This window comes from Candidatus Nitrosopumilus sp., from assembly GCF_965263415.1.
Taxonomy (GTDB): Archaea; Thermoproteota; Nitrososphaeria; order Nitrososphaerales; family Nitrosopumilaceae; genus Nitrosopumilus.
The window spans coordinates 749,100-772,160 of record NZ_OZ253671.1 but is presented as its reverse complement, the minus strand read 5'-3'; the positions used below and the strand labels follow the sequence as shown (position 1 = coordinate 772,160).

Here is a 23,061-nt window from a genome sequence, read left to right as displayed (position 1 = left end):
CACAAAAAGATACAAAATCATTCATCAATTTTTTGGTATGTTCGTATCACATTATTGAAAAATACAAATGATAACACTGCACCTACTCCTGCCAATATTGAAAGCATGATTAGAAAATCAGTTCCTGCTAATTCAGATACGCCAGTATAAGGATCTAGATATGGCGTTCCAGAACCCTCTCCAGGATTTGATACTACTGATTCTACCTTTGTCTTTGCCAAGTATAATGACTCATCCATAGAGTTTGCAATACCAGTTCCTGGGATTTTGATGGGCAAGTTAAACTGAGAATACCAGCTCTGTATTGGTTGTAACAACCTACTTTCAGCTGACACCACAACTAAAGACATGGCAGTTATTGCAGAAACAATTCCCATACCAAGTACTTTGGAAATGGAGTTAAATGAACGTAACAACAATTTGCTTTTCTTTGTCTTTTCTGTAATTTTTGATGGAGTGATTACAATTGCAAGCTTTGATGCTTTGTAATAATTCATGTCTCGTGCTTTAGAGTTTTTTTCAACTTTTGAAACACATACAAGTTCAATCTGTTGCATTTTTTCTAAATAATGTTTTACTAATTGCAATGACATGTTTGTTTTTTGAGCAATTTCATTTGCAGTCATCTCATCATCAAATAATAAATTCAAAATAGAGATACTTGATTTGTTTGAAATGACTTTGGCCAGAATTTTCATTTTTTCATCATCTAAAGAAAAAATGTTTACAGCATCTATCGTCTTTGAAGTTTCATTGCTCATAGGTGCATAATATAAGACAACATAGTATGTAAGGATTAGTAAAACAAAAATTTCATCAAACCCTTTATGCAAAATTCACGTAATTTATTCAATGAATAGAAAAAAGACAATCATAGCAGGAGTAATGTTAAGTGTTTTGATATTACCTTCTGTTAGCAACCTTGCATTTGCTCAATATCTGCCATCTTCTGGGCATACAGGTCTTGAGGATTACCTCAAACTCTCAGAAGACAGAGTACGAATTGCAAATGAAAATCCTAGTACAGGCTCAGGAACTCCAATGTTTGCAGCTGACGGAGTACTTGGTGCCTTGATACTATCTACAGGAATATTTGGTGGAATCGCTTCTGCATTTTTTGTTAGAGGTCGCAAGGGAAAATACGCTGCAATGGGAAGAGGATGATTTTCTCTTCTTTTTTTATTTTAGATTTGAATACTATAGGCTTGAACCGTTTTAAAAAAAATAAAAAAGAGAGTAGGGATTAGACCTAACTTCTGTATGATCTAATGTTACCTAACTCGCCTCTAAGATCTTTGAGTTCTTCTCTTAACTCAGAAACTCTTTCAGTCTCCATCCTCGATTGCTTGCCTTAATTCTTGCAATTTTTCTACAAATGTAGCTCTTGCAGCATCAATTTCGGCATCTCCAGATGATTCAGAAGATTGAATCCACATGGATTCAGCTCTAGTTTGGGGTCAATAGGCGCAATTTGCAATTCAAGTGATTAAATAGAGTATCAACCATACGTAATCATGGAAGAAGAATCCTTGCGATTCTGGTTAATTCCTATGGTGTGTTTTGTTGCAGTTTTCATAATTTTTGGAGCATCTCTGGATTACAGATACAATGTAATGTATCCAAATGCTGCAATAGAAAAAGAAGAACTGAAAACAATTACGTGTTCTGAAATCCTTGAAAAACAAAAGATAGGGAAATACTGGAGTTCTGAAAATGCAAGAGTTGGAGCTGAAAAAGCTATAGCATGCATACCAGCACCAGTAGAAAAATCTACAGGCGGTAATCCATATGTGGTATTTTGTACTCCAGGTGGATTTGCACCAAACAAAATAATTGACAACAGTACTCATTCATTTAACCACGACACATGTGTGTGGGATTTGAAGTAAATTAGTTACTCATTTAGTTTAATAGAGGTTATTCCAAAATCCTTTCTTTTCTGGAATAAACTTATCACACAAACAAATCTTACATCGAATTCGTTTTGGGTTTTCTATAATTGGTGGCGGGGACATAAAATAATCCATTTCGGGAGAGCGATTAGGTTCATAGAAATTCTTGTTTTCATTGATATGATCACTTTCAAAATGACCGCATTTGCATTTTTTGCCAAAAGTTTTCATTTTATTCTCAAGGATCTACAGATATTTTCATTAGTTGTAGGTTTTTGTCAACAGTAATTATCATTTGTCTGGTTTTACCATCATTTTCTGAAACAAATGCATATTGGCAAAACTTAGGCATGTTTTTCATATTTCCCAAATTTTCAAATTTTGAATCAGGATATCTATCAAAAAAATCTTTTATCACAAGAAAATCTGTTTTTCCTCTTAACCATTCTTCAGATACATCACATTCTAAAGGAAACAGTCGTTCAAACGAAAGAATATTCATGAACAAAACTATGCCTATTATTATCATGGTAAAAACTGAAATACAAGTCCAAAATATTTTTCTAGTTTTCATTTTTTATCTCCACTCATCTACTTTTTTCTGCGTGTCAGACCAATCATCTACAAAATTACAATTTGAAATTTTTGATTCAGCAAATATTTTATTTTCTTTATTTTGATAAGGCCTATTGGTAGCGTGTCTTTCTATAAGTTCATCACAAGACATACCATTAATTTCTTGATACTCCATAGAAGCTGGTTTATGATCAGAGTTTTTTATCCAAGCACAAGAATTTTCATTAATTGTATGCGTTCCATTGTCATAAGTGATCAGCATTAAGGAGCCATAACGGTGCATTCCAAATGCACAATTATACAAAATAAAACCTAGTTTATCAGATTGAGCGTATAGATATGCAGGGATAATCGTGTTTACTATTAATAATAAAATTACTGCAGTTACCACAATTATAATTATTTTATTTCTAGTTTTCATTTTCAGGTCACAGAGATGTATTCTATTTTTTCACCACAAAAAGGACAAAAATCAATTGGGACATAGTTGTCTTTCTCAACTATAGAGTACTTTCCAATTTTTCCGTTCCAAGATTTTACTGATGAAACATATTTTGATAATTTTTCGCAGCAAAAGTCAGATTGGCTGTTGAGTTTTAATTCAGAAAATGAGACATATTCAAAAGCCTGAATTTCTTTACGAAAATATACTTGCAATACTTTTGGCTGAAATTACTAAGTTCATAAGTACTTCTGATCTTGTGTACTAATCCTTGAGGGATTGAATATCACAAGAGTTTAATTGTTCATTTTGTGTTTTTCAAAACGGTACTCTGGCAGAACGGTTATGCGTGGGCCTGCAAAGCCTATACAAGGGGGTTCGACTCCCTCGGGTACCTTTACTCTACAATAACTTGTCCTTCCATCCAAGGATGCAAGGTGCAAAAATAATCAATAGTTCCGGGTTCATCAAATGTTAGCGTGTAAGAATCAAAAGGATCCATGTGTCCGCTATCAAAGAGATCTTGTGGTGTGTCATAAAATCCTGAAGTTACGCTGTGAAATGCAGAATCCTCATTTACCCATGTTACAGACTCGCCTGCACTAATTGTAATTACAGATGGGATGTAGCATCTGTCAGTTTCTTCACAGCCAGGTCGTGAGACTTTGGTTGGCATGATAACATCGCCTCCAGTCATAACATCAGGCTGCAAAACTCCTTGCATGGAATAAGATGAAACTTCAAGATTTGATTCGAGTTGTGGTTCTGGCTGTGGATCCATTTCAGTTGAGAATGCTGCAGCGAGTGCCACAATAATCACTATACCAACTATGCTTGCTGCAACTATTTTTTTTATCAAATCTTTTCACATCCAAAACTGAGTTATTACATAATTACCAAATTCTCTAAATATATAACATACTAGAAAAGTAGATTGTCTCAAAACGGAAACGGGTTACTAGAATACATACCTGGCTCACACACACTACTAGTTCAAAAAAATTCCAGCCCACCTCTAGAAGGATTTGCAGAAAACATCAGAGGAAGCATACACGAGTATGCTGAGAACTCTAAGAGTGATGTTGAGAAGGGAAATAACTTTCTGCAGTGGATATTAACGCGAGTCTTTGAGGCAACAGAAGATGATGCGGCAGATGCAATTGTAGATGGTGCAAACGATCTAGGAATTGATGCGTATTTGCCAGTAGATTTTTCAGATAATACAATTAGATTATTTCAATCAAAATATGGTACATCTCATTCACTAGAAGCAATTGCAAAGTTCAAAGAAGATGCAAAGAGACTGCTTGCAAAAGACGTTACAAAGATGAGACCAGAGTTGGCCCAGCTTGTTACAAAGATTAAAGAAAAAAATCTCAAAGTAAAGTGCTGCTACGTTACAGACCAAAAAGTAGACTATCATGATGAACTAGTAGAGGTAATTGACGAGGAGAAAATCATTCAGAAATTATGGGACAGGATAAAAAAGCCAGCTGCAGGCAAAAAATCATCAATACGACTAGAAAAGATGCTCAGACATGAAAATACAATCCTAGGTATTTTGAAACTACGCGAGTTAACAGAGTTTGTAAGCAAGAATAGAGACTATGTATTTGAATCAAACATCAGACAATGGATGCAGTTCAAGACTACAGTAAACAAAGGACTGCGAGACACACTACAAAGTAACCCTAACAAATTCTTCTTTTACAATAATGGAATTACAATTGTAGTAAGTGATTTTTCAGAACTAGGTGAGAACATGATAGAGCTTCACGCACCACAGATAGTCAATGGTGCTCAGACATCAAATTCTATTTTGGATCATTCAAAGAGAACAAAGAACATGGATGGCTCTATGACAGTTACAATAATCAAAGCTGATGATGAACAAGAACAAAACAACATTACAAAGTACAGAAACTCTCAAAACTCTGTAAGAGGAAAAGACTTGGTTTCTCTAATGGACTTTCACAAGTCAATTAAGTCACAATTAAAAAACTCTGGATACTTTTATGAGATTCAAGCAGGTTCCTTTGATACAAAATCAAAATCAAAACAATGCGACTATGCAGGAGATTCTACATACAACAATTACTTGCCAGACAATCACAAAAAGGTCATTGTTGCAAAAGATGCAATTCAATGTCTAGTTGCAGGAATTGAACAAAGACCAACTGAAGCTTATAGCTCGCCAGCTCAATTTCTTCCAAGAGGAAGCAAGTATGATGATATTTTTAATGACAACCTAAAGGATGATTACAGAATTTTGTTGTATCCGTACTTGGTAAAGGAATTTGCAAAAAAGTCATTAAAGTATGGAAAGAAAGGGGGTCACAAGACAAAGAGGTATGCAACTCTGTTCTATGTTGCAGTATACTTTAGAATTCTACACAAAAAGATTCTCGAAACAAAGGGCGATTTTAAGGGAGATATTAGAAAAATAGAGCCAGTTTTTCGCAGTTTCAAACTGAATTCTCGAATTTTAAAGCTAGCAGACATTATTGTTACAAAATTTTTGGAGGATACTGTAGTTGATGATGAAATAGAGATGGCAAACACAAAGCACAATTTCTTTTCCCAACATGTGTGGAATGATACAATGCTGCGAGTGATTGACAAGAAAATAAGACAAGAAGAAGATGAAATCTTGGCACTAAAGAAACTCACAAACAGTTTGTTGTGATTCTAGTAGGCAATAGTCCAACCAAGTAAAAATCTTGCAGGAGGTTTACATTGGTCAGACTAGTACCTGAATTTCCTAAAAACAGGTTGTATTTAACATAACTATCATCTGTATGCGGGAATGTTTTTTATATCGATTAAAAAGAGCAGAAAACACTTTGGGACTAAAAGAAAAATGTGTAATTTGTGGTGAAAAAGTTAACCAACCATTTCATCCAATGAAAGAATGGGGAATAGAAGGTACACTTTGCGGCGACTGTTATTCAAAACAGCTTCACGAGTATTATCCTGGAGATCACATTAGAGTAAACAAAGAACTAGACTAAGTTTCTGATTCTGAAAAATCATTTGCGTTAAAACAGTTCCAAACAAGTGGATCATCTTTTACATCTTCTTCTTGAAGAAATTGTATGTCAGTGATTGTTTTTTTGCGTTTAAGCAAGTTTACTTGAAAAGTTGAAAACTCTTTGCAATCACAATCGTGGTACAAACATTCATCGTTATCATTTTCATCATGATCTCTTGCCTCATGTCCACAATTACACAATGCATCTTTTTTCACATCATCAAGTGACTTGTGTGCATATGTTCCCAATCTCAGATATGCTTCACCACCGTGGCCTTTCTTGAATCGCTCATAGTGTTCGGACTTTTGCAAGACTTTGTAAAAGGAAAGATTTGTGTCAGGCTTTTGGGAATCAGCACCCATGATAAACCAGTACTTGTCGCCAATTTCGACAAATCTGATCTTAATTGACGGATCTACCCAGAAACGAATGGTATCATGCCACAGGGAAGCAGACTCTTTTCTGTCTGAAACTAGCGGGACAACATTCATGCGAAGATCATAATAACGGTAAGCAACACCTTCAAAGTCATTGAACCATGGAATTGCAGACATTGTTGGCAAATCAGGCAAGAGATTATTTATCTGATCTGAATTGGTGGTAATACCCTTATATCAGAGTTTGAGAGTAACTACGTATGGTTTCCTATAGAACTAGCATGCAAATTGTAGCTGATTTGTTGACTGTTACTGAACAGTCTGGACAGGAAGGCATCAAGACAACCTCACTTCTAACAAAGGCCAATTTATCACATTCCAGACTATCCAAATTCTTGGATAACTTGACTGGAGCAGGTCTAATCAACAAGATTGAGTTTGATGGAAAAAACACTTTTGTAATTACACCAAAAGGAAGACAATATTTAGAGTCTTATGCAAACTTTTCAAGTATTGCTGAATCATTTGGTTTAGAACTCTAAAACTTACTTTTTAGATCTTTTACGTTTAGCATTTGCTTCTTGTCGTGCTTTCTTTTCCTTGTAGGAACTGTAAACGAAGATGATGATTATTCCTGCAATTCCGCCATAGAATAGATGCGGAATGAATCGCATATCTCCAGTAGTAGGATCAAAGAATGCAATTGCAATAGTTACAATCATGAACATCAAAACTACAGTAAGATATTTGTCCATATGAGAAGATAATTTACAAAACCATATATCTTTTTGATATCATCACAAACGCAGAGAAAACATGGCAAAAATGCTTGAACTTGGTGGATTGGTTTTGATAGGTATCATGTTTGCAAGCTTTGTTGGAGCTTTTCAGCCTACAGTTGAACCTGGATTATCGCCATTATTTTGGGGATGTGCCGGAGCTGCACTGACGATAATCTTGTACAGGAAATTCAAGAGAAAGAGAGAAGAAGAAGCTGAATAATTTTTAGAAAAAAGTTAGGAATTGATCAACTTTTGATCAACCGGCAGATCTATAAAGGATGATTTTAGGAGAATTACGAGGGGAATATGACAGAAGATACTAAGCAATGGTGGATTGGTTTAGGAAAAGAACTAGAAGTAGACATTGAAGCCCTTGATGAATCAAATTAATTATTTACAAATATTTTTTGAAATTAAATTAAAGCCTCGGACGGGGTACGAACCCGCGACCTAACGCTTACGAGGCGTTCGCTCTACCAGGCTGAGCTACCAAGGCACGTCTGGATAAATCCATCAGAGTTAATAAAAAGCCTTCCTGAGTTGGATTGATTGAAGAAAACAATTTCTGGGATTAGAGGGATATTTGGCAAAGATCTTAATCTAAAAGACGTACTAGAATTTTGTAACAATTTCTCATCACTGGTACAGTCAGGTAAATGTGTGATTGGAAAAGATACCAGACCGACAGGTTCCATGATAAAAGATACTGCAAGTGCAGCTATAATGAAAAACGGAATTGATGTTTTTAATTTAGAGACTGTTCCAACACCAGTAGTTTTTAGAGAAGCAAGAAAGTATGGTGCAGGAATTGTTGTTTCATCATCTCACAATCCAATAGAATGGAATGGATTGAAATTCATCATTGAGGGAAGAGGAATCAATGAAAAAGAACTTCCACAGATAATTGAGAAACAAGAACTTCCAAAGACACGGATTGGTTCAGAAGAAGACATTTCATCATCATACATTGAGGATGCAAGAAAAATCATAGGAAGTTTAGACACTAATCCTGAAGTGGTAGTCGATATTGGAGGCGGGGCTGCAAAGGGATTTGCGCCTGAACTGCTAGAATCAATCGGATGCAAGGTGGCTGTGATTAATGATAACCTTGAAGCAAGTACTAGAGGCCCTGATCCCACTGCAGACAGTTTATCGGATCTAGTTTCAGCATCATCAGGAAAAGAGATTGGTTTTGCATTTGACTTGGATGGAGACAGATTGGTTGTTGTTAGAAATGGAAAGAAACAGACACCAGATGTAACTTTGGGATTGGGAGTTGCAAAGTCATTAGATCTTGGATACAAAAAATTTGTACTAAGCATTGACACCAGTGTTTCAGTTGAAAAATTTATCAAAGAAAATGGCGGAACAGTTCAGCGAACCAAAGTAGGAGAAGCAAACGTCATTGAACAAATGATAAAAGACAATGCACAAGCTGGAGGAGAAGGAAGCAGTGGTGGTTTTATTTTGCCGGAGTTTAATTATTGTAGAGAAGGAATTCTAACTAGTGGTCTAATTTCATCAATGCTTGGAACTACAAAATTTAATGAAATACTAGACTTTATGGAAAGTTATTTCCAAATAAGAGACAAGACTGCAATTGATGCACAATTCCATGACAAAGTGATAGAGCAAGTGCAATTAACATTTGAGAAAAACTATTCAGAAGTAATTACACTTGATGGTGTTAAAGGAATAATTGATGAGAACAGTTGGGTATTGGTAAGAAAGTCAAACACTGAAGACATCATTAGAGTCTCAGCTGAATCAAATGATGAAAAGAAATGCAAACAGATTGTAAAAGATACAATAGAATTGGTGAATCAAAGTTATGAGCAAGTTAGATGAATCTGAAATTATCAAAATTTTTCAAAAGAAACTAGGTAACAAGAATTTTGAAGACGTAGAGATTTTCAAACTAAACAAAGCAAACATCATAGCAAAGACAGACACACTGGTTCAAAGTACGGACATTCCTCCTAAAATGAAACTAGATGATGCTGCAAGAAAGAGTGTGGTAGCATGTGTTAGTGACTTTGCTGCAAAGGGAGTAAAGCCCCGGTATGGTATCATTTCAGTCAATTTCCCTTCAGGCATCTCACGCTCAAAGGTTGAGGAGGCAGCAAGTGGCTTTAGAAAGGCATGCAGTGAGTTTGGAATTTCGATTCTAGGAGGCGATACGAATGCAGGAAAGGAGATTGTGTTTAATGTATGCCTGTTTGGTAGTGATGATGGAATCGTACCTAGGAAGGGTTCTAAGAACAAGGATTTGATCTTTGCAACAGGGCCATTTGGCTATACTGGAGCAGGTTTGAGCATACTATTGCACAAGAAGAAAGGAAAAAGAGACTTTGTTGCAAAAGCTGTACAGTCAGTGATTCATCCAAAACCAAGAGTAGATTTTGGTGTGAAGAACAAAAGATACTTTACATCATCAATGGATTCCAGTGATGGATTATCCACTACGCTAAACGAGATGGCAAAGCAATCAAAGAAGAAATTTGTTATTACAAACTCTCCACACAAAAAAGATCTAAAAGAGTTTGCAAAGTCTAATCAAGACAAATTAGTATTTCATGGAGGAGAAGAGTACGAGTTTGTGTTTACCATTAATCCAAAATACAAAAAAACAATTCTAAAGAATGCAAAACTACTCAGAACACCAATTATTGAAATTGGTTATGTCACTACAGGTAAAGGTGTGATATTACAAAGAGACAACAAAAAAGTTTCTCTAAAAGACAAAGGTTGGAAACACTTTAGATAATTATTCGTCGTAAGATACGTCTCGCTCTACATTATTTACAATATCAAAAACAGATTCGGCAGGCAAAACTGCAACACATTCAGTCATCCACAAGTCATCAAGGTAAAGTAATCTCTTTTTGTCATCATCTGGCAGTTCATCAGGATGAGCTTCGGGGTATAGTGCATGCATCTTGTATCCTTCATTTGCAATTTGTTGGCATTTTTTTTCTTGAGGAGATAAAATTACTTCATTGATCGGAGCAAGAGACTGCATAGCCATTGAACCAAACAAGGCAGCAGATATTGCAACACCAATTGCCAGAAACAAAATATTTCCCATATGAGAATTCAGAGCTTTTTTCAGTATAAGAAGAATGGTCGTTTTTGGCTAAAGTGGCCAAATCAAAGCAAAATTCCAAAATCAATGTTTTTTAAACCCCTTTAGGTGTGAGTAGTCATTGTCAGAAACTGAAGCCAAAGTTGAGGAAGCACCTGTCGAAGAGGCACCAGCCCAAGAGACTGAGGCACCTGTCGAGGAAGCAAAAACCGAAGCAGTAGTAGAAAAAGCCCAACCAGAGGCAAAGAAAGAGGGCCCAGAAAAATGGGGTATCGCTCACATTTACAGTAGTTACAATAACACAATCATTCACATGACCGATCTTACTGGTGGAGAAACTGTTTCCATTAGTTCAGGCGGAATTCATGTCAATGCAGACAGATACGAATCATCACCATTTGCTGCAATGAAAGCTGCAAATGCAGTGGTAGAATCTGCAAAGACAAAAGGATTCACAGGATTCCACATCAGAGTTCGTGCCGTTGGTGGAGTTGGTTCTAGAGTTCCAGGTCCAGGTGCACAAGCTGCAATCAGAGCATTAGCAAGAGGCGGATTTAAGATTGGAAGAATTGATGATGTTACACCTATTCCTCATGACACCACTAGAAAGAAGGGTGGAAAGAGAGGAAGAAGAGTCTAGTCAACAACTCTAACTTTTACGTCACAATTTTTAGAAGCAAAATAATCTCTCATAAATTCAGCAAACTTTTCTTCGGGTTTAGATCTGTATCGTGTTAACATGTCAGCAAACTTTGTTGCAATGCCATCATGCAAGTCTGCTTTGAATGCAATTTGAAAAAAAGTCCAACCAAAGTTTTCTTTGGGTTCACTAAACATGTATCCGTTGTATGCACCAGTTAATGTTTCCATGTGGGAGAGAGCTCTTTTGATGTTAAATGAATCATCTGAATAGTTTTTTGTAGAAATTTCTAGTGTTATTACCATTATTCATCCTTTGATTCTTTGCTGAGTTTGTCAGTTAGTGAGACAAATTTTCCATCTTGTTCAACATTGATTTTAGTTTCCATTCTAATGTTTAGTCCAACTGTTCTGAATAATGTTAATAGTTGTCCGCCATCAATTGTTTCGTTTAGTTCTCCTGATTTGATTAATTCAGATAATTTTTGTACAATCATTTGTGTTTCATTTGGAAATTGAGATTCTGCATTCTCTAAAACTTCTAGTCCTCGAAATCCCAAAACTTTGACTAGAATGTCTCGTGGATTTTCAGCAGGCTTTTCTTGGGTTTGTTCAGGAGTTTTTTCTGTATCCTGTCTAGAGATGAGATTTTTTTGCATCTCTGCTAGTCTCTTTGCTTTTAGTCGTTCTAGTTCTGAATCATCACTCAACCTTTAATCACACCTATAGGCACTAATTTTGCCACTTTGGTGGCAATTCCCAGATTATGGGATACATCAACTACAGAATCAACATCTTTGTAGGCTTGAGGGGTCTCTTCCACAACTCCATCTCTGGTCAATGCCTTGATAAAGATGCCCTTGTCATTTAGGGATTTTTTAACATCATTTTCAGTGTAATTTCGTCTTGCCTTGGAACGGGACATTGTTCTTCCTGCACCATGTGCAGTAGAACCAAAGCTCAAGTCCATAGAGTTTGGTTGTCCAAGTAGAATCCAGCTTGCAGTTCCCATGGAACCTGGAACCAATACTGGTTGTCCCAAGTGGCGATACCTTGATGGAATCTCATCTCTGTTTGCAGGAAATGCCCTAGTTGCACCCTTTCTGTGAACAACTAGTTTTCTTTCTTCTCCGTTTACTTTGTGTTTTTCAACTTTAGCTATATTGTGTGCAACATCATAAACTAGTTTCATGTCAAGATCAGATTCAGACTGATTAAAGACACGTTCAAAAGATTTTCTTGTCCAATGAGTAATCATCTGTCTGTTACTCCATGCAAAGTTTAAAGCTGCAAACATTGCTTTTCTGTAAGACTCTCCTTCTTCAGAAGTATTTGGAACACATGCAAGTTCTCTATCTGGTAATGTAATGTTATACTTTGACATTGCTTGCTCTGATACTCGCAAGTAATCACTACACACCTGATGACCAAATCCTCTTGAACCGCAATGAACTAGAACTGTAATTGTTCCTTCTTTGATTCCCATCTTTTCAGCTGCTTCTTGATCATGGATTTCTGCAACCTTTTGAATTTCTAAAAAGTGATTTCCAGAGCCTAAACTTCCAAGTTGTGGAGCCCCTCTCTTTCTTGCTTTATCTGAAACTTTGTTAGGGTCTGCATTTTTTATCTGACCGTTCTCTTCACAAACATCTGAATCATTTGTAGAACCATATCCATGATCAATTGCCCAGTTTACTCCATTAACTAGAACCTCATCAAGTTCTGAATGACTAAGCTTTACTGCACCCTTTGAACCTACACCAGAAGGAATTGAACTAAACAAATCAGTTACCAAGTCCTTTAGTTTTGCACGAACTGCTTCTTCAGTTAGATTAGAGCGAAGTAATCTCACTCCACAATTAATGTCATAACCTACACCACCAGGACTAATCATCCCTTCTTCAGCATCCATGGCAGCAACTCCGCCAACTGGAAAGCCATATCCTTCGTGTCCATCAGGTAGAACAACACTGTGTCCTACAATTCCAGGAATAGATGAGACATTTCTTGCTTGCATGATAGTTCTGTCTGTAAGCATTTTGTCAAGTAGTGCTTGATTTGCGTAAATTTTTACTGGAACTTTCATTCCTAAATTAGAATCAGCATCAATTTGGTATTGATTTTCTCCAATCTTTTTTGGAGTCATATCACTCATACAGTTTCAAAAGTTGTGTGGTTCCAATTTTAAGTTTAGTAAAAAGAATAGGACTTATCTAGGATAAATCACATTTAGAAAATATGGTAAGAGGAAAAATAACTGAAGAAGAAAAGGAAAAGCAAAAAGAAGAACAAAAAACAAGAGCAAAAGCATCAAGGGCAGCAAGAAGAAGCGGTAAAAGCATCAAAACAGAAGGTAAAGTTAGCAAATCAAAGGCCAAAACAAAGGAGCCTAGATCTCAAAGAAAGATTGCAACAGTAAACAAATCACGATACTAGACGAGGAGTAGATTTATTTTCCAATAGATTCAATCTGAATCATTGGCAATTCTACCTATTGATAGTGGCCGTTATGGCACTAAAGAAATGATGGAAATTTTTAGTGAACAAAAAAAAGTCAACTATCAATTACAAATTGAAGGAGCTGCTGCAATTTCTCAAAGTGAAATTGGAATGATTCCAAAAACAGTTGGAAGAAAAATTTTCAAAGCAGCTAATTCAGGTAAAATTACTGCAAAAAGAATCAAACAACTCGAAGCTAAAAGTGATCACGATACTGCAGCTCTTGTTGAATCACTAAGTGAAAAGTGTACTAAAGATGCAAGACCATGGATTCACTATGGATTGACAAGCAATGACTTGGTTGATACAAGTAACTCTATGCAGATGCGAGATGCACTGCAAATCATTGAACCCAAAGTTGCAAAGATGGCATCAATCTTGGCAAAAAAAGCAGTAAAGCACTCCAAGATTCCAGCAGTGGGTAGAACACACGGACAACATGCCAGTATCATTTCATTTGGATTAAAATTTGCAAACTGGGCAGCAGAGATGGCAAAGCACGTAGAGAGAATTGAGGAAATCAAGAAAAGAATTTTGATTTGCAAGACACTAGGTGTTGTTGGAACAGGTTCTCTAATGGGTGCAAAGTCACTTGAAGTTCAGAAACGAGCTGCAAAGCGATTAAAATTATTCCCAGCTGAAGTTACAACTCAGGTAGTTCCAAGGGAGAGATATGCAGAATATGTCTTTGAATTAGCTTTGATTGGTGCAACATTAGAAAAAATTGCAATTGAGATTAGAAATCTGCAGAGAACAGAAATCGGTGAGGTTGCAGAACAATTCAAGAAAGGACAGATGGGAAGCAGTGCAGTTCCTGTAAAGAGAAACCCAATCAAAAGTGAGCGTGTATCATCATTATCTAAACTAGTTAGAAGTCAGGTTGCATTGTCATTTGAGAACATTCCATTGTGGCATGAGCGTGATTTATCAAATTCAGCTAACGAGCGATTTGTAATTCCTACAGTATCCATTCTAGTTGATGAGATGCTTGAAACCATGACTAGAATTGTTTCAAATCTATTGGTAAACGAAAAGAGAATTGTTGATAATCTCTACATCACAAAGGGACAAATCTTTGCGGAATTTGTACTAGAGGCACTAATCAAGAAAGGTGTTCCAAGATTTGTTGCATACAGGGATGTACAACGAGTTGCATTTTTGGCAAATGACAAGGGAATGTTCTACAAAGATGCAATCAAAAACGACAAAGCATTCACATCAAAGTTAACTGAAAAAGAGATTGATGCAATATTCTCACCTGAAAAACACTTGGGCGCATCACCTAAGATTATCAGTAACGTAAACCAGTCTGTTCAAAAAACAGTAAAGAAATTTCTTTAGGCTTGAACCAACTGGGATACAAATCTCTTTTAATAACTAACATTCAAATGTATGAAATTCATAAAAAAATATGAATTCATGAATGGCTAAAAGGGTAACTTGTCCACATTGTAAAAGACGTCTAACTAGTGAAGGTTTTCTCCGAAGACATGTTCAAACTATTCATAAAGAAAAAATGAGTCCATAGAGGTTTGAACCTTTTTTGGAGAATTCTTTATACCAAATAATGAACATCTTAAAGCATTGAAAACTAGTGTGATTGCGATAATTTTTCTCAGTATAGTTTTAGGACTATCACAAATTGTACTAGCAGATGCAATTGCATATCATCCACCACCACTAAAACAAATTCAACAAGGCATAGATCCTGGAAATATTACTTGTACTGAAGGTTTGGAACTTGTAATGAAATTTTCAAATGGAAATCCAGCCTGTCTGAAACCAGATTCTGTTGCAAAACTAATTGAGAGAGGATGGGCAATTCACATTCTACCTGACTATACAACTGGAAACAACAATTCAGAAATCTTCACACTTGGAGAGTATCCAGTAGAGACAACGGATGTAAACTATTTTCAAAACTCTAATGGATATTTGGCAAAACCTACTGTCGATGGAGAATATCCTGCAGTCATTATGATTCATGAATGGTGGGGGTTAAATGAAAATATTCATGACATGGCAGAAAAACTTGCGTCTCATGGATACATTGTTTTTGCAGTTGACTTGTATGACGGACAAGTGGCCACAACTTCAGATGAGGCACGTGAGCTAAGAAGTTCATTTGAGGAACAGTATTGGATTGAAAACATGAATGTTGCAACAAAATATCTTCAAGAACAATATTCACCTGAAAAGATGGGTTCAATTGGATGGTGTTTTGGCGGACAACAATCACTTAACCTTGCATTAAACAATGAAGACATGGATGCCACTGCAATCTATTACGGAAGACTAGTCACAGAACCTGAAACATTATCATCAATTGATTGGCCAATACTTGGAATCTTTGCAGAGCTTGACCAGGGAATTCCTCCTGAACAGGTAAATGATTTTGAATCGGCATTAAACGAAGTTGGCATTACTAATGACATTCACATTTATCCAGATGTGGACCATGCGTTTGCAAACCCATCAGGTGAGAGATATGCTCCTGAAGCTACAATGGATGCATGGCAAAAAACAATAGAATTTTTTGAAGAGAATCTAAAATAAATTATTAAAAATATGGTTTGAACCCAAAAAGACCTGAATTTTTCTTGGAGAATAAAATGAGACGCAATTAGGCGTAAAATTTCTTTTATCGTTTCTTCGCTTTCTTTTCCAGATTTTATGGTATATTTATCAAATCTCTTTCATCAAAGTGAGAATTAGAAAATGGAGAAGCACCTTGTCCTCCTCCACCAGCTTGAATACGTCTTCTTTCTTCTTCTAATCCTCCAAAGCATTCACGATACCTTTCATCATAATATTTGCTTTTTATTGGATCAGAAAAAGATACAGCATCTTGAAAATTTTCACAGTCTAAAGATTCAAACTCTGACTTTATTTTATTTTCATAATCAACAGTATAAGCAAAATAAAGCATCCCAATTAAAGCAGGAACTACTATTGCAAGAACGATTAGAGTAGTTTTCATTTTCTAATTCCAACAAGGATTTTCTTGAATTTGTTTTTTAGATTGCAATCCATTTAACTCAAAGAATGTTGTTCTGTAATCGTAAGAAAAACATTTGTACATAAATTCTAAATTATCCTCTTGAAAACTTCCCACTGCCAAAAATGCCATCTTTTGATCATAAATCATTTCAAAGACAATTGCAGGTTCCTGATGCAATACTCTGACATACCTTATTTTGTTTTCAGGATACATATTGACAAACTCTTGTACAATGGAATTATCCATTGCAGTTTCAAGCATATATTGATCAGAATACATCAAATGTTCGATCACATTAGCATCAATTGCAAACACAATTCCAGAAATCGCACCAACTGCAATACCGATAATTATCATCAAAAGTCTAGTTTTCATATTCAAACACACAACTTGCCCGTATAACTCCAGCACCATGGCACACTTTAACTGTAAGAGGATCGTCATCAATGATTCCAGTATCAATACACGGTGGTGTGATATCTTCTTGAATTGTTATCCCTCCAATATCAGGACAGACTTCCCACAAACCTTCACAATCATGACGAGTGTAATTCCACATTCCTCCATTTGACTCACATTTGTTTACAAATATTTTATCATCAAGCATTGCGGTAAAATCAAGTGGTGGAATTCCAAATTCAACTTCTTTGTAGATAGGTACAAGTGTAGAATTTTCTGGAAGTGTCCATCCAGCTCCGCCAGGATATAATTTCCAACCTGTTTCTTTCTTTTTGCCACCATCACCAAATACGATATTTTCAAGAGAATAGCAATGATCAATTAATTCTTCATTTGCAGAACTGCAGTAAAGATTATCATTATTACGTATTAAGTTTAAAAAATTCCAATCATCTGTTGATTTCCAAAGCTTTTTTGTTTCAGATACAGTTCGTTTTTCAGAAATAGCATCAAAACAATCATCAAATTTCTCTTGAGATACTCCGTTTGGTAGTCCTACCCACTTCAGATAGATAAGTCCGTCAACTTCATGATCAAGCAAATTTGAAAATTCTAATATGTGTTCAAGCATTGGTTTAGTGCATCCCATTTCCTCAAATTGGTCTAAGGTGATACAGGTATCCAACGTAACATTGCCACCGATGTTGTCTGGAGACGATCTGTCTACAACAAAACAAATGGGATCAGGAACATGTATTGACTCAAACTTTACATCAATGGCAATTATTTCCATAAACGACTTGGTTTTTTGATCATACTCTAAAACAACTAAAGTTACAGAAGCTGCAACAATTATTCCAATAATTATCAAAAGTCTAGTCTTCATTTTATTCTAACAGATTGAGAACCCTATGCTATAGTATTCCCCGTTGTAAACAAATCCTCGCACCTTCACCTCATCTAGGTTGAATTGTTCGGCCTTTTTTTGACCATACCAGTCTAAATAATTATTCCAGTCAGGATCCTCTACCAGTCCTTTGTATGCAGTGATTCTTCCATCTGACGGAAATGGGATTTGATGAGTTGCCATGATCAGTTCGGATATGACTGGCGCTTCTTTAAGATCATCATCATCAAGGATTAGAAATTCAATCTCATATGTCTTTCCGGATTTTGTCGTATGTGTTGCAGGATATCTTTGGCTTAGCTCGTCTTCAGTAAGGCGGTCAATGTCTATTCCTGCGCAAGTGTCAACAGGATAAAGCATGATGCGTCCATCCTCAATACTTGCAATATCCAGAGATGTGTGTGTTTTGTCTTCTGATGCTCCGATAAGATTTTCAGATTCTATTGGAAGTGTGTTTTCTCTCTGCTCTACAATTGCAGTTTTAACTTCCAAATAGCATTGGGCAAAGTCTTCAGAGTTCATCCCTTTAGGCAATCCAACATATTCCAGCATAAAATGTTCCTCACCTTCAAAGACATTGGAATGCTTTACCAGATGTTTAACCATGTCTTCTGTGCAAACATCAGGGATATGATATCCTAAAAACGCAGGATGCCTGTTACCAGGACCGCCCCATGTTTTGTCAAAATCATCAGCATCTTCAGATGCAGAATTCTTCATTACTGGAGAGTCAGAGTCTAATTCATTCCAAACACAATCAATTTTATCAAACACATGTGTTTCATTAGCTATTCTGTTCGCTCTAATTCCTCTGTCTTCATCACTAGGATCACAGTTTAAAATTTGTAAAATTCTATAACCTGAAAATCCTTGCTTTTCTAGTTCTGCCACTCTAGGGTCATTTTTATCAGGAATAGTCATTTTTATTTCTGGTTTTGACAAACCAACTGATTCAGGATACTGGTTAGCATAAACCATAAAGGCCACTACTAAAGATAATGCAATTATAATGATTAGAATTATGTATCTAGTTTTCATTTTCTATTTCTCAATTAAAAATAATGTTCTCATTATTAGGATCTATTATCCAATTAGTCTTTCCGTAAACACCATGAAACTCACATAATTTGTCTTCTCCCATGCTAGTTTTACTGTTAAATTCACAGCTTGCATTGCATTCAGATTCAACAGATATTCCCTGAGATCTACTGCCAATAAAATTGCCGTCCTCATTGACTGTGCCACTACGGGTTATGCAAAGTCCTTGCTCCAGTTCTGGTATGACATATCCACTTTGCAGTGCAATTACAGATGTCGGTATCAGTATGACTGTCAAAATGACTAGTCGTTTGTATTTTTTTGATTTTGGAAATAGTGATGGTTTTACCACTATCAATGCAACATACAAGATTGCAGATACTGTCCCAAACTTGATTACATTATAGACAAAATAATCAGGAAGATCATTTTGCAATGTAGGCTGGTTGAAAAATCCGTTAATCAGAAGGTATGGTAAGTTGATCAAATAATATACGGCGATAGCTCCGATAACAATCAAAATTCTCTTGCGTAAGTTGTGTCCATAGTCAGTAGTTTTCTTTTTCTCCTTTTTTAGAAAATCCATTTGAGAGCAAATTCCCATTCCAATCAGGACAAGAATACATGCAACAATTAGATAATTTGGAATTCCAACTAGGAATTTAAGAGGATTGAATTCTTGTGTTTCTAGAATTAATGGAAGCAGCACTAACGTAAATAGGATTAATCCAAAAAGCACCACATATATCAAAAGTCTAGTTTTCATCTTTTTGAACATCTGTCATTTTTTAGATAATCCATCACTTGTTCCTGTGGAATGTCAAATGCAATACTAGAATCACTTGTATTGCATCCTGCACTTATCTTTACTCCTTGATGCAATACACTCTTCTTTACATGTAAACTAATGGCATTTTGATCATGTGTTCTTGAGTCGTAAAAAATTACTTTCCATCCCAGAAAATCTCCTGAATGAGATGTAGAATGATTCGGGTATTTTTCAATAAAGAATTTCACTTCTGGAATTTTTGCAAAATCCTCTTCAAATATTTCATCGGAAGTGTTGGACATTATAAAACCTGCAAGTGCATTAGAGCCAATCATCAAGAAAATGGGGGCCATTACAATAGCTACAAAACCTATCAGAATAGATATTCCCACAATGATTGGTATTTTGTATCTAATTTTCATTTTCTTTTTCTCCTATAAACAAAAACGATACCATACACTATACCAATTACCATCAAAACAAATCCTGCAGTGTAAGGAATGTAAAATCCAAACAATTCCCCTTCTGTCATGTCTTGCGAGCCCTCTACAATTATTGTCACACCAGGTCCAATGTATCTAAAAGACTCAATGTCGGCATTTGGATCCGTATGAACATGATATGTTCCGCCCTTTAATGGAGTGATTTCTATTGAATATGAAATAGTTTCATCTCCTTTCAACAGATATGAGTTGGGAGTAGGTTGGACATCCATGTACCAATGATTTTGGTTGGGTGCGACAATGATTGATTTTTCACATGTGTCTTTGGCAAGACATGAGAAATTAGATTTCAAGAGATTCACAAACCACGATTCATTGTTTGTATAATCAAATCTAATATTCATATTCCCTGTAAATCCTCTTTCAACTAGGGATACGAGTGTGCCATTTAGAATGAATGATTCCCCTACAGACACGGTTGTCTTTGAAGACATTTCATCTTCAACTCTGTAGAATCCTGTGTTAAGTCTGGATCCAACTCCGTGCCCATAAACTTCCATCACTGTAGATGTTACACAGACAGCACAAAGTATAGTAATTATCAAAAGCCTAGTTTTCATTTTCTTTTTCTCCATTTGGTTACTCCAATAACAGAACTAACAATTGTTCCCAAGAGGACATAATAGAACAGATTATAATCAAAGGGATTCAGCAAGCTCAATCCTAAAAACCCGATAGGTTTAGTATCACACATCCCATTGTTGTAATGAATATTATCATAAACAAACACAGCATATGTAATCCCTGTTTGATATCCGACATCACATGAACTATGCTTAACGTTTGTATATTCATCTGAAAAACTTAGTCCCAGATTTTCTAAAACAAAATTGTGATCCTTGATGTCTCCCTTGAATGTCTGTGTAACAGAGAAAGTGACCTTTTGCGGGCCTCCGCTATTATCAATATCAGTAACAGTTCCAATAAATGCATATTGGGATTCCTGCAATGCACCAAGAAAATCCGTAGGTGCAGCACAACTACAAGCATAAGAGTTTTGTAGAAATAATGGCAAAATAAGAATCATTAGTGTTGTAAATATCAAAAATTTAGTTTTCATTTTCTACAGTGCAGGATTAGTGACACGTCCAATGAAAAGTATCTCTTCAGCAGAGTTTTCCGGAATTACAAAGACAAACGGATGATCTGCAATAAACTCATGTAAAGGGTCCGGTGGGCCACTTGAGAATTGGGCAATTAACACAGTCACAGCAGCTGCCTCTGTTCCCTCTTCATGTACGTCAACAAATGCCTTGTGTTTTGCCTGACTTAGATACACTGTATCATCGTCTATTATTCCAGTAAAGTCAGCATTGTTTTTGTCAAACGCGTCACGGATCCCGAGTTCTTTTAGCAACGGAATAAGATCATAGTCCGACTCAAACCCGAACTTTGGAATATGAACAGTGAGCGGTTGTTTTTCCATCATGCTTCTGAACTCGCTTAGTTGTGACGAGTCAAGTGATGCCTCAAGAGAACTCAGTCCGTTTTTGTCCTTTGGAAGAACTACAAGCATTGAGATATATTTTCCAAGGTATGGCATCTCAAGAATCTGAGCTGTGTCAGTCTCAGCATAGTTAAACGTATCAGATGGAATCTTCATCATCTGCACATTTACTGATTCTCCGTTACCAATCCAAAATGATTCTTGGGTAGTTCTATCTGGACTGAACTTGTCGGACCATTCTCCGTTAAAGTATATCGAGTTTGTAAGTGCAAGGAGCGTTAATTTGTCAGTTGAACCTTGTTCCAATATGTCTTGTATCTTGCCTCTAGTCTTTTCTTTTACCCATTGGTTTATCTCATCTACACCCTCATTGCTTACAAAGTCAACAGACTTTGCAGTTCCATTGTAATGAGTTGTCACTACATCTACATATTCGGGTTTTATTTCATACAGTTCAGAAAGCCACATTCCATTTGCTACTTCCAGAGCGTAAAATCCATTTTCATGGTTTAGTTTTTTTAGGGCATCAGACATGTTGCTCCAGCGAGTTTTGTCATCATGTGAAAAGCCAAACGCATCTTTCATTTGTAATGCGGTATTGCCACGAGCTCCTTCATATGCCATAGAAAATGCAGTTGATATGCTAAATGGTGAGAAAAAGAAGTTTGATGTATCATCATCTTTGATTATTTGACGATACAAGGAAAAAACAAAATCATCATTGTTTGCAAGATTCTCATTCACGGGTTTTTCTTGATGACTGATATCAGGTTTAGGTCCGGGTTCAGGATCAAGACAGACAAAGTTCTGCAAGATTTGTGGATAAAACACATTACCATTGGATACTTCAACTCTGTAATATCCAGGATGTGGACATGTGAATTCCTCAAAGTCTTTGCCTGTCAAGTATGAATGAAAAGTGCCAGACATTTCGTCAGTCTCTGAACAGTGTTTTATTGAATCATCTACGTAGACAGGATTGTTTTGCACATCAATTATACGCAATTTGAGATCCCAGCAACCAGAATAATTTCCCCATTCTAACAAGTTTAATTCAATCTTATCTCCCACATTATAGACATGTTGAACAGAAGATATGGAATACTCCAAGTATTGCTCATCTTGATGATGTTTTTGGGAATACTCCCACGCAATATCTCGAATCCTTTCATCACTTAGCGGGGGTTTGTCATCTCCAGAAACAAGGTTACCATTAATCCGATATGACATTTCATTTTGTCCCGTAAGTTCCAACTCTTTGATTGGATCAGGACCTGCAGGGAGCAGCAACCTGAGTTTGGCCCAGCCTCGTGTTAAAAGAGACGATTCAGAGTCTGGAAACACACATGCAGGCTCGTAGCGAATATTGTATGCAAGATGGTGTTCTGAATCACAAATTACATGGCCTAATTTTATTCCAAGAGTCATCTGCTTTAGCGGAGATGGTATGAGTTGCTCAGGGCTTTTTGGATAATCAAGGATTCCAATTTTTCCATCACAGGATACCGGAGGATCATCTGTATCAATAGCACACGTTGCATATGCATGGTTTTGCAAAATTACAAAGATACCAAGGGCCAGCAAAAAAATCGCCAAATACTTCATACTATATGAAAATCAATTACAGTCATTGAAAAGTGCTTCTGATATTTTGTTTTGAACCCAAAAAGGCC

32 protein-coding genes and 1 tRNA gene are annotated in these 23,061 nt (G+C 36.2%); 12 read left to right on the top strand and 21 right to left on the bottom strand.

The genetic code is table 11. The features are described 5' to 3' along the window. Nucleotides 1–17: 17 nt before the first annotated feature. Nucleotides 18–761, bottom strand: a complete 744-nt coding sequence (locus ACQY22_RS05165; protein WP_428325443.1) for a winged helix-turn-helix transcriptional regulator — start codon at nucleotides 759–761, stop codon at nucleotides 18–20. Between the two features lie 91 nt (nucleotides 762–852). Between ACQY22_RS05165 and ACQY22_RS05160 the strand changes: the two genes are divergently transcribed. Both ACQY22_RS05160 and ACQY22_RS05155 read left to right on the top strand, forming a co-directional pair. Further along, nucleotides 853–1,164, top strand: coding sequence for a hypothetical protein (locus ACQY22_RS05160; protein WP_428325442.1), 312 nt, complete (start codon nucleotides 853–855; stop codon nucleotides 1,162–1,164). A 350-nt stretch (nucleotides 1,165–1,514) separates the two neighbouring features. Continuing rightward, nucleotides 1,515–1,889, top strand: coding sequence for a hypothetical protein (locus ACQY22_RS05155; RefSeq protein ID WP_428325441.1), 375 nt, complete (start codon nucleotides 1,515–1,517; stop codon nucleotides 1,887–1,889). A 241-nt stretch (nucleotides 1,890–2,130) separates the two neighbouring features. Here the strand turns inward: ACQY22_RS05155 and ACQY22_RS05150 are convergent, their stop codons facing one another. The 4 genes from ACQY22_RS05150 to ACQY22_RS05135 form a co-directional block, all read right to left on the bottom strand. Beyond that, nucleotides 2,131–2,466 carry a hypothetical protein gene (locus ACQY22_RS05150; RefSeq protein WP_428325440.1) on the bottom strand — a complete coding sequence of 112 codons (336 nt, stop codon included), beginning with the start codon at nucleotides 2,464–2,466 and terminating at the stop codon, nucleotides 2,131–2,133. A gap of 3 nt (nucleotides 2,467–2,469) precedes the next feature. After that, nucleotides 2,470–2,889 (bottom strand): hypothetical protein, encoded by a 420-nt coding sequence (locus tag ACQY22_RS05145; protein ID WP_428325439.1) that lies wholly within the window; start codon nucleotides 2,887–2,889, stop codon nucleotides 2,470–2,472. 2 nt (nucleotides 2,890–2,891) lie between these two features. Then, the gene (locus ACQY22_RS05140; protein WP_428325438.1) at nucleotides 2,892–3,125 is read right to left on the bottom strand and encodes a hypothetical protein; all 234 of its coding nucleotides are present in this window, start codon (nucleotides 3,123–3,125) and stop codon (nucleotides 2,892–2,894) included. A gap of 182 nt (nucleotides 3,126–3,307) precedes the next feature. Beyond that, the gene (locus tag ACQY22_RS05135; RefSeq protein WP_428325437.1) at nucleotides 3,308–3,769 is read right to left on the bottom strand and encodes a cupredoxin domain-containing protein; all 462 of its coding nucleotides are present in this window, start codon (nucleotides 3,767–3,769) and stop codon (nucleotides 3,308–3,310) included. Between the two features lie 75 nt (nucleotides 3,770–3,844). On the opposite strand from ACQY22_RS05135, the gene ACQY22_RS05130 reads away from it, so the two are divergent. Together ACQY22_RS05130 and ACQY22_RS05125 are read left to right on the top strand one after the other, a co-directional pair. Next, nucleotides 3,845–5,596 (top strand): AIPR family protein, encoded by a 1,752-nt coding sequence (locus tag ACQY22_RS05130; RefSeq protein ID WP_428325436.1) that lies wholly within the window; start codon nucleotides 3,845–3,847, stop codon nucleotides 5,594–5,596. 157 nt (nucleotides 5,597–5,753) lie between these two features. Next, nucleotides 5,754–5,921 (top strand): hypothetical protein, encoded by a 168-nt coding sequence (locus ACQY22_RS05125; protein WP_428325435.1) that lies wholly within the window; start codon nucleotides 5,754–5,756, stop codon nucleotides 5,919–5,921. Here the strand turns inward: ACQY22_RS05125 and ACQY22_RS05120 are convergent. Next, the gene (locus tag ACQY22_RS05120) at nucleotides 5,918–6,496 is read right to left on the bottom strand and encodes a hypothetical protein (protein WP_428325525.1); all 579 of its coding nucleotides are present in this window, start codon (nucleotides 6,494–6,496) and stop codon (nucleotides 5,918–5,920) included. The genes ACQY22_RS05125 and ACQY22_RS05120 overlap by 4 nt on opposite strands. Nucleotides 6,497–6,600: 104 nt before the next feature. Between ACQY22_RS05120 and ACQY22_RS05115 the strand changes: the two genes are divergently transcribed. Beyond that, complete coding sequence (locus ACQY22_RS05115; protein WP_141978549.1) at nucleotides 6,601–6,861, top strand: winged helix-turn-helix domain-containing protein; 261 nt, start codon at nucleotides 6,601–6,603, stop codon at nucleotides 6,859–6,861. Between the two features lie 3 nt (nucleotides 6,862–6,864). On the opposite strand, the gene ACQY22_RS05110 is transcribed toward ACQY22_RS05115, so the two are convergent. Continuing rightward, the gene (locus ACQY22_RS05110) at nucleotides 6,865–7,074 is read right to left on the bottom strand and encodes a hypothetical protein (RefSeq protein ID WP_428325434.1); all 210 of its coding nucleotides are present in this window, start codon (nucleotides 7,072–7,074) and stop codon (nucleotides 6,865–6,867) included. A gap of 61 nt (nucleotides 7,075–7,135) precedes the next feature. Here ACQY22_RS05110 and ACQY22_RS05105 point away from each other — a divergent pair, with 61 nt between their 5' ends. Further along, nucleotides 7,136–7,321, top strand: a complete 186-nt coding sequence (locus tag ACQY22_RS05105) for a hypothetical protein (RefSeq protein ID WP_428325433.1) — start codon at nucleotides 7,136–7,138, stop codon at nucleotides 7,319–7,321. A gap of 202 nt (nucleotides 7,322–7,523) precedes the next feature. Here the strand turns inward: ACQY22_RS05105 and ACQY22_RS05100 are convergent. Beyond that, nucleotides 7,524–7,597, bottom strand: a tRNA-Thr gene (locus ACQY22_RS05100). A 53-nt stretch (nucleotides 7,598–7,650) separates the two neighbouring features. On the opposite strand from ACQY22_RS05100, the gene ACQY22_RS05095 reads away from it, so the two are divergent. Together ACQY22_RS05095 and thiL are read left to right on the top strand one after the other, a co-directional pair. Then, nucleotides 7,651–8,949, top strand: a complete 1,299-nt coding sequence (locus ACQY22_RS05095) for a phosphomannomutase (RefSeq protein ID WP_428325432.1) — start codon at nucleotides 7,651–7,653, stop codon at nucleotides 8,947–8,949. Next, on the top strand, nucleotides 8,933–9,868 hold the full coding sequence (gene thiL, locus ACQY22_RS05090) for a thiamine-phosphate kinase (RefSeq protein ID WP_428325431.1): 936 nt from the start codon (nucleotides 8,933–8,935) through the stop codon (nucleotides 9,866–9,868). Before ACQY22_RS05095 ends, thiL begins: the two co-directional genes overlap by 17 nt. Here the strand turns inward: thiL and ACQY22_RS05085 are convergent, their stop codons facing one another. Then, nucleotides 9,869–10,189, bottom strand: coding sequence for a hypothetical protein (locus ACQY22_RS05085; protein ID WP_428325430.1), 321 nt, complete (start codon nucleotides 10,187–10,189; stop codon nucleotides 9,869–9,871). A 118-nt stretch (nucleotides 10,190–10,307) separates the two neighbouring features. Here ACQY22_RS05085 and ACQY22_RS05080 point away from each other — a divergent pair, with 118 nt between their 5' ends. Next, on the top strand, nucleotides 10,308–10,826 hold the full coding sequence (locus tag ACQY22_RS05080; RefSeq protein ID WP_428325429.1) for a 30S ribosomal protein S11: 519 nt from the start codon (nucleotides 10,308–10,310) through the stop codon (nucleotides 10,824–10,826). Here the strand turns inward: ACQY22_RS05080 and ACQY22_RS05075 are convergent. The 3 genes from ACQY22_RS05075 to ACQY22_RS05065 are packed head-to-tail and all read right to left on the bottom strand — an operon-like array spanning nucleotide 10,823 to nucleotide 12,980. Then, complete coding sequence (locus ACQY22_RS05075) at nucleotides 10,823–11,131, bottom strand: hypothetical protein (protein WP_428325428.1); 309 nt, start codon at nucleotides 11,129–11,131, stop codon at nucleotides 10,823–10,825. The two genes, ACQY22_RS05080 and ACQY22_RS05075, sit on opposite strands and share 4 nt — an antisense overlap. Further along, nucleotides 11,131–11,535, bottom strand: a complete 405-nt coding sequence (locus ACQY22_RS05070) for a DNA-binding protein (RefSeq protein WP_428325427.1) — start codon at nucleotides 11,533–11,535, stop codon at nucleotides 11,131–11,133. The genes ACQY22_RS05075 and ACQY22_RS05070 overlap by 1 nt, the downstream gene beginning before the upstream one ends. Continuing rightward, complete coding sequence (locus ACQY22_RS05065) at nucleotides 11,532–12,980, bottom strand: RtcB family protein (RefSeq protein ID WP_428325426.1); 1,449 nt, start codon at nucleotides 12,978–12,980, stop codon at nucleotides 11,532–11,534. The genes ACQY22_RS05070 and ACQY22_RS05065 overlap by 4 nt, the downstream gene beginning before the upstream one ends. Nucleotides 12,981–13,063: 83 nt before the next feature. Between ACQY22_RS05065 and ACQY22_RS05060 the strand changes: the two genes are divergently transcribed. The 3 genes from ACQY22_RS05060 (at nucleotide 13,064) to ACQY22_RS05050 (ending at nucleotide 15,880) form a co-directional block, all read left to right on the top strand. After that, nucleotides 13,064–13,261, top strand: a complete 198-nt coding sequence (locus ACQY22_RS05060) for a hypothetical protein (RefSeq protein ID WP_428325425.1) — start codon at nucleotides 13,064–13,066, stop codon at nucleotides 13,259–13,261. Nucleotides 13,262–13,303: 42 nt separating this feature from the next. After that, nucleotides 13,304–14,665: an adenylosuccinate lyase gene (purB, locus tag ACQY22_RS05055; protein WP_428325424.1), complete on the top strand. Its 1,362-nt coding sequence runs from the start codon at nucleotides 13,304–13,306 to the stop codon at nucleotides 14,663–14,665. A gap of 243 nt (nucleotides 14,666–14,908) precedes the next feature. Then, the gene (locus ACQY22_RS05050; protein ID WP_428325423.1) at nucleotides 14,909–15,880 is read left to right on the top strand and encodes a dienelactone hydrolase family protein; all 972 of its coding nucleotides are present in this window, start codon (nucleotides 14,909–14,911) and stop codon (nucleotides 15,878–15,880) included. A 115-nt stretch (nucleotides 15,881–15,995) separates the two neighbouring features. Here the strand turns inward: ACQY22_RS05050 and ACQY22_RS05045 are convergent, their stop codons facing one another. The 9 genes from ACQY22_RS05045 to ACQY22_RS05005 are packed head-to-tail and all read right to left on the bottom strand — an operon-like array spanning nucleotide 15,996 to nucleotide 22,972. Continuing rightward, nucleotides 15,996–16,304 carry a hypothetical protein gene (locus ACQY22_RS05045; RefSeq protein WP_428325422.1) on the bottom strand — a complete coding sequence of 103 codons (309 nt, stop codon included), beginning with the start codon at nucleotides 16,302–16,304 and terminating at the stop codon, nucleotides 15,996–15,998. A gap of 3 nt (nucleotides 16,305–16,307) precedes the next feature. After that, nucleotides 16,308–16,700 carry a hypothetical protein gene (locus ACQY22_RS05040; protein ID WP_428325421.1) on the bottom strand — a complete coding sequence of 131 codons (393 nt, stop codon included), beginning with the start codon at nucleotides 16,698–16,700 and terminating at the stop codon, nucleotides 16,308–16,310. Continuing rightward, the gene (locus ACQY22_RS05035) at nucleotides 16,690–17,610 is read right to left on the bottom strand and encodes a hypothetical protein (protein ID WP_428325420.1); all 921 of its coding nucleotides are present in this window, start codon (nucleotides 17,608–17,610) and stop codon (nucleotides 16,690–16,692) included. Before ACQY22_RS05035 ends, ACQY22_RS05040 begins: the two co-directional genes overlap by 11 nt. Before the next feature lie 6 nt (nucleotides 17,611–17,616). After that, the gene (locus tag ACQY22_RS05030) at nucleotides 17,617–18,669 is read right to left on the bottom strand and encodes a hypothetical protein (protein WP_428325419.1); all 1,053 of its coding nucleotides are present in this window, start codon (nucleotides 18,667–18,669) and stop codon (nucleotides 17,617–17,619) included. Between the two features lie 10 nt (nucleotides 18,670–18,679). After that, nucleotides 18,680–19,435, bottom strand: coding sequence for a hypothetical protein (locus ACQY22_RS05025; protein WP_428325418.1), 756 nt, complete (start codon nucleotides 19,433–19,435; stop codon nucleotides 18,680–18,682). After that, nucleotides 19,432–19,860, bottom strand: coding sequence for a hypothetical protein (locus ACQY22_RS05020; RefSeq protein WP_428325417.1), 429 nt, complete (start codon nucleotides 19,858–19,860; stop codon nucleotides 19,432–19,434). The genes ACQY22_RS05025 and ACQY22_RS05020 overlap by 4 nt, the downstream gene beginning before the upstream one ends. After that, the gene (locus tag ACQY22_RS05015; RefSeq protein WP_428325416.1) at nucleotides 19,857–20,516 is read right to left on the bottom strand and encodes a hypothetical protein; all 660 of its coding nucleotides are present in this window, start codon (nucleotides 20,514–20,516) and stop codon (nucleotides 19,857–19,859) included. The genes ACQY22_RS05020 and ACQY22_RS05015 overlap by 4 nt, the downstream gene beginning before the upstream one ends. Further along, nucleotides 20,498–21,001 carry a hypothetical protein gene (locus tag ACQY22_RS05010; RefSeq protein WP_428325415.1) on the bottom strand — a complete coding sequence of 168 codons (504 nt, stop codon included), beginning with the start codon at nucleotides 20,999–21,001 and terminating at the stop codon, nucleotides 20,498–20,500. Before ACQY22_RS05010 ends, ACQY22_RS05015 begins: the two co-directional genes overlap by 19 nt. A gap of 3 nt (nucleotides 21,002–21,004) precedes the next feature. Beyond that, complete coding sequence (locus tag ACQY22_RS05005) at nucleotides 21,005–22,972, bottom strand: serpin family protein (protein WP_428325414.1); 1,968 nt, start codon at nucleotides 22,970–22,972, stop codon at nucleotides 21,005–21,007. Between the last annotated feature and the right edge of the window lie 89 nt (nucleotides 22,973–23,061).

Bases quoted from the DNA above. Each gene is read 5' to 3' on its own strand.
- ACQY22_RS05165 (WP_428325443.1), bottom strand. From the start codon at position 761: ATGAGCAATGAAACTTCAAAGACGATAGATGCTGTAAACATTTTTTCT.
- ACQY22_RS05160 (WP_428325442.1), top strand. From the start codon at position 853: ATGAATAGAAAAAAGACAATCATAGCAGGAGTAATGTTAAGTGTTTTG.
- ACQY22_RS05155 (WP_428325441.1), top strand. From the start codon at position 1,515: ATGGAAGAAGAATCCTTGCGATTCTGGTTAATTCCTATGGTGTGTTTT.
- ACQY22_RS05150 (WP_428325440.1), bottom strand. From the start codon at position 2,466: ATGAAAACTAGAAAAATATTTTGGACTTGTATTTCAGTTTTTACCATG.
- ACQY22_RS05145 (WP_428325439.1), bottom strand. From the start codon at position 2,889: ATGAAAACTAGAAATAAAATAATTATAATTGTGGTAACTGCAGTAATT.
- ACQY22_RS05120 (WP_428325525.1), bottom strand. From the start codon at position 6,496: ATGTCTGCAATTCCATGGTTCAATGACTTTGAAGGTGTTGCTTACCGT.
- ACQY22_RS05115 (WP_141978549.1), top strand. From the start codon at position 6,601: ATGCAAATTGTAGCTGATTTGTTGACTGTTACTGAACAGTCTGGACAG.
- ACQY22_RS05110 (WP_428325434.1), bottom strand. From the start codon at position 7,074: ATGGACAAATATCTTACTGTAGTTTTGATGTTCATGATTGTAACTATT.
- ACQY22_RS05105 (WP_428325433.1), top strand. From the start codon at position 7,136: ATGGCAAAAATGCTTGAACTTGGTGGATTGGTTTTGATAGGTATCATG.
- thiL (WP_428325431.1), top strand. From the start codon at position 8,933: ATGAGCAAGTTAGATGAATCTGAAATTATCAAAATTTTTCAAAAGAAA.
- ACQY22_RS05085 (WP_428325430.1), bottom strand. From the start codon at position 10,189: ATGGGAAATATTTTGTTTCTGGCAATTGGTGTTGCAATATCTGCTGCC.
- ACQY22_RS05075 (WP_428325428.1), bottom strand. From the start codon at position 11,131: ATGGTAATAACACTAGAAATTTCTACAAAAAACTATTCAGATGATTCA.
- ACQY22_RS05065 (WP_428325426.1), bottom strand. From the start codon at position 12,980: ATGAGTGATATGACTCCAAAAAAGATTGGAGAAAATCAATACCAAATT.
- ACQY22_RS05060 (WP_428325425.1), top strand. From the start codon at position 13,064: ATGGTAAGAGGAAAAATAACTGAAGAAGAAAAGGAAAAGCAAAAAGAA.
- ACQY22_RS05045 (WP_428325422.1), bottom strand. From the start codon at position 16,304: ATGAAAACTACTCTAATCGTTCTTGCAATAGTAGTTCCTGCTTTAATT.
- ACQY22_RS05040 (WP_428325421.1), bottom strand. From the start codon at position 16,700: ATGAAAACTAGACTTTTGATGATAATTATCGGTATTGCAGTTGGTGCG.
- ACQY22_RS05035 (WP_428325420.1), bottom strand. From the start codon at position 17,610: ATGAAGACTAGACTTTTGATAATTATTGGAATAATTGTTGCAGCTTCT.
- ACQY22_RS05030 (WP_428325419.1), bottom strand. From the start codon at position 18,669: ATGAAAACTAGATACATAATTCTAATCATTATAATTGCATTATCTTTA.
- ACQY22_RS05025 (WP_428325418.1), bottom strand. From the start codon at position 19,435: ATGAAAACTAGACTTTTGATATATGTGGTGCTTTTTGGATTAATCCTA.
- ACQY22_RS05020 (WP_428325417.1), bottom strand. From the start codon at position 19,860: ATGAAAATTAGATACAAAATACCAATCATTGTGGGAATATCTATTCTG.
- ACQY22_RS05015 (WP_428325416.1), bottom strand. From the start codon at position 20,516: ATGGAGAAAAAGAAAATGAAAACTAGGCTTTTGATAATTACTATACTT.
- ACQY22_RS05010 (WP_428325415.1), bottom strand. From the start codon at position 21,001: ATGAAAACTAAATTTTTGATATTTACAACACTAATGATTCTTATTTTG.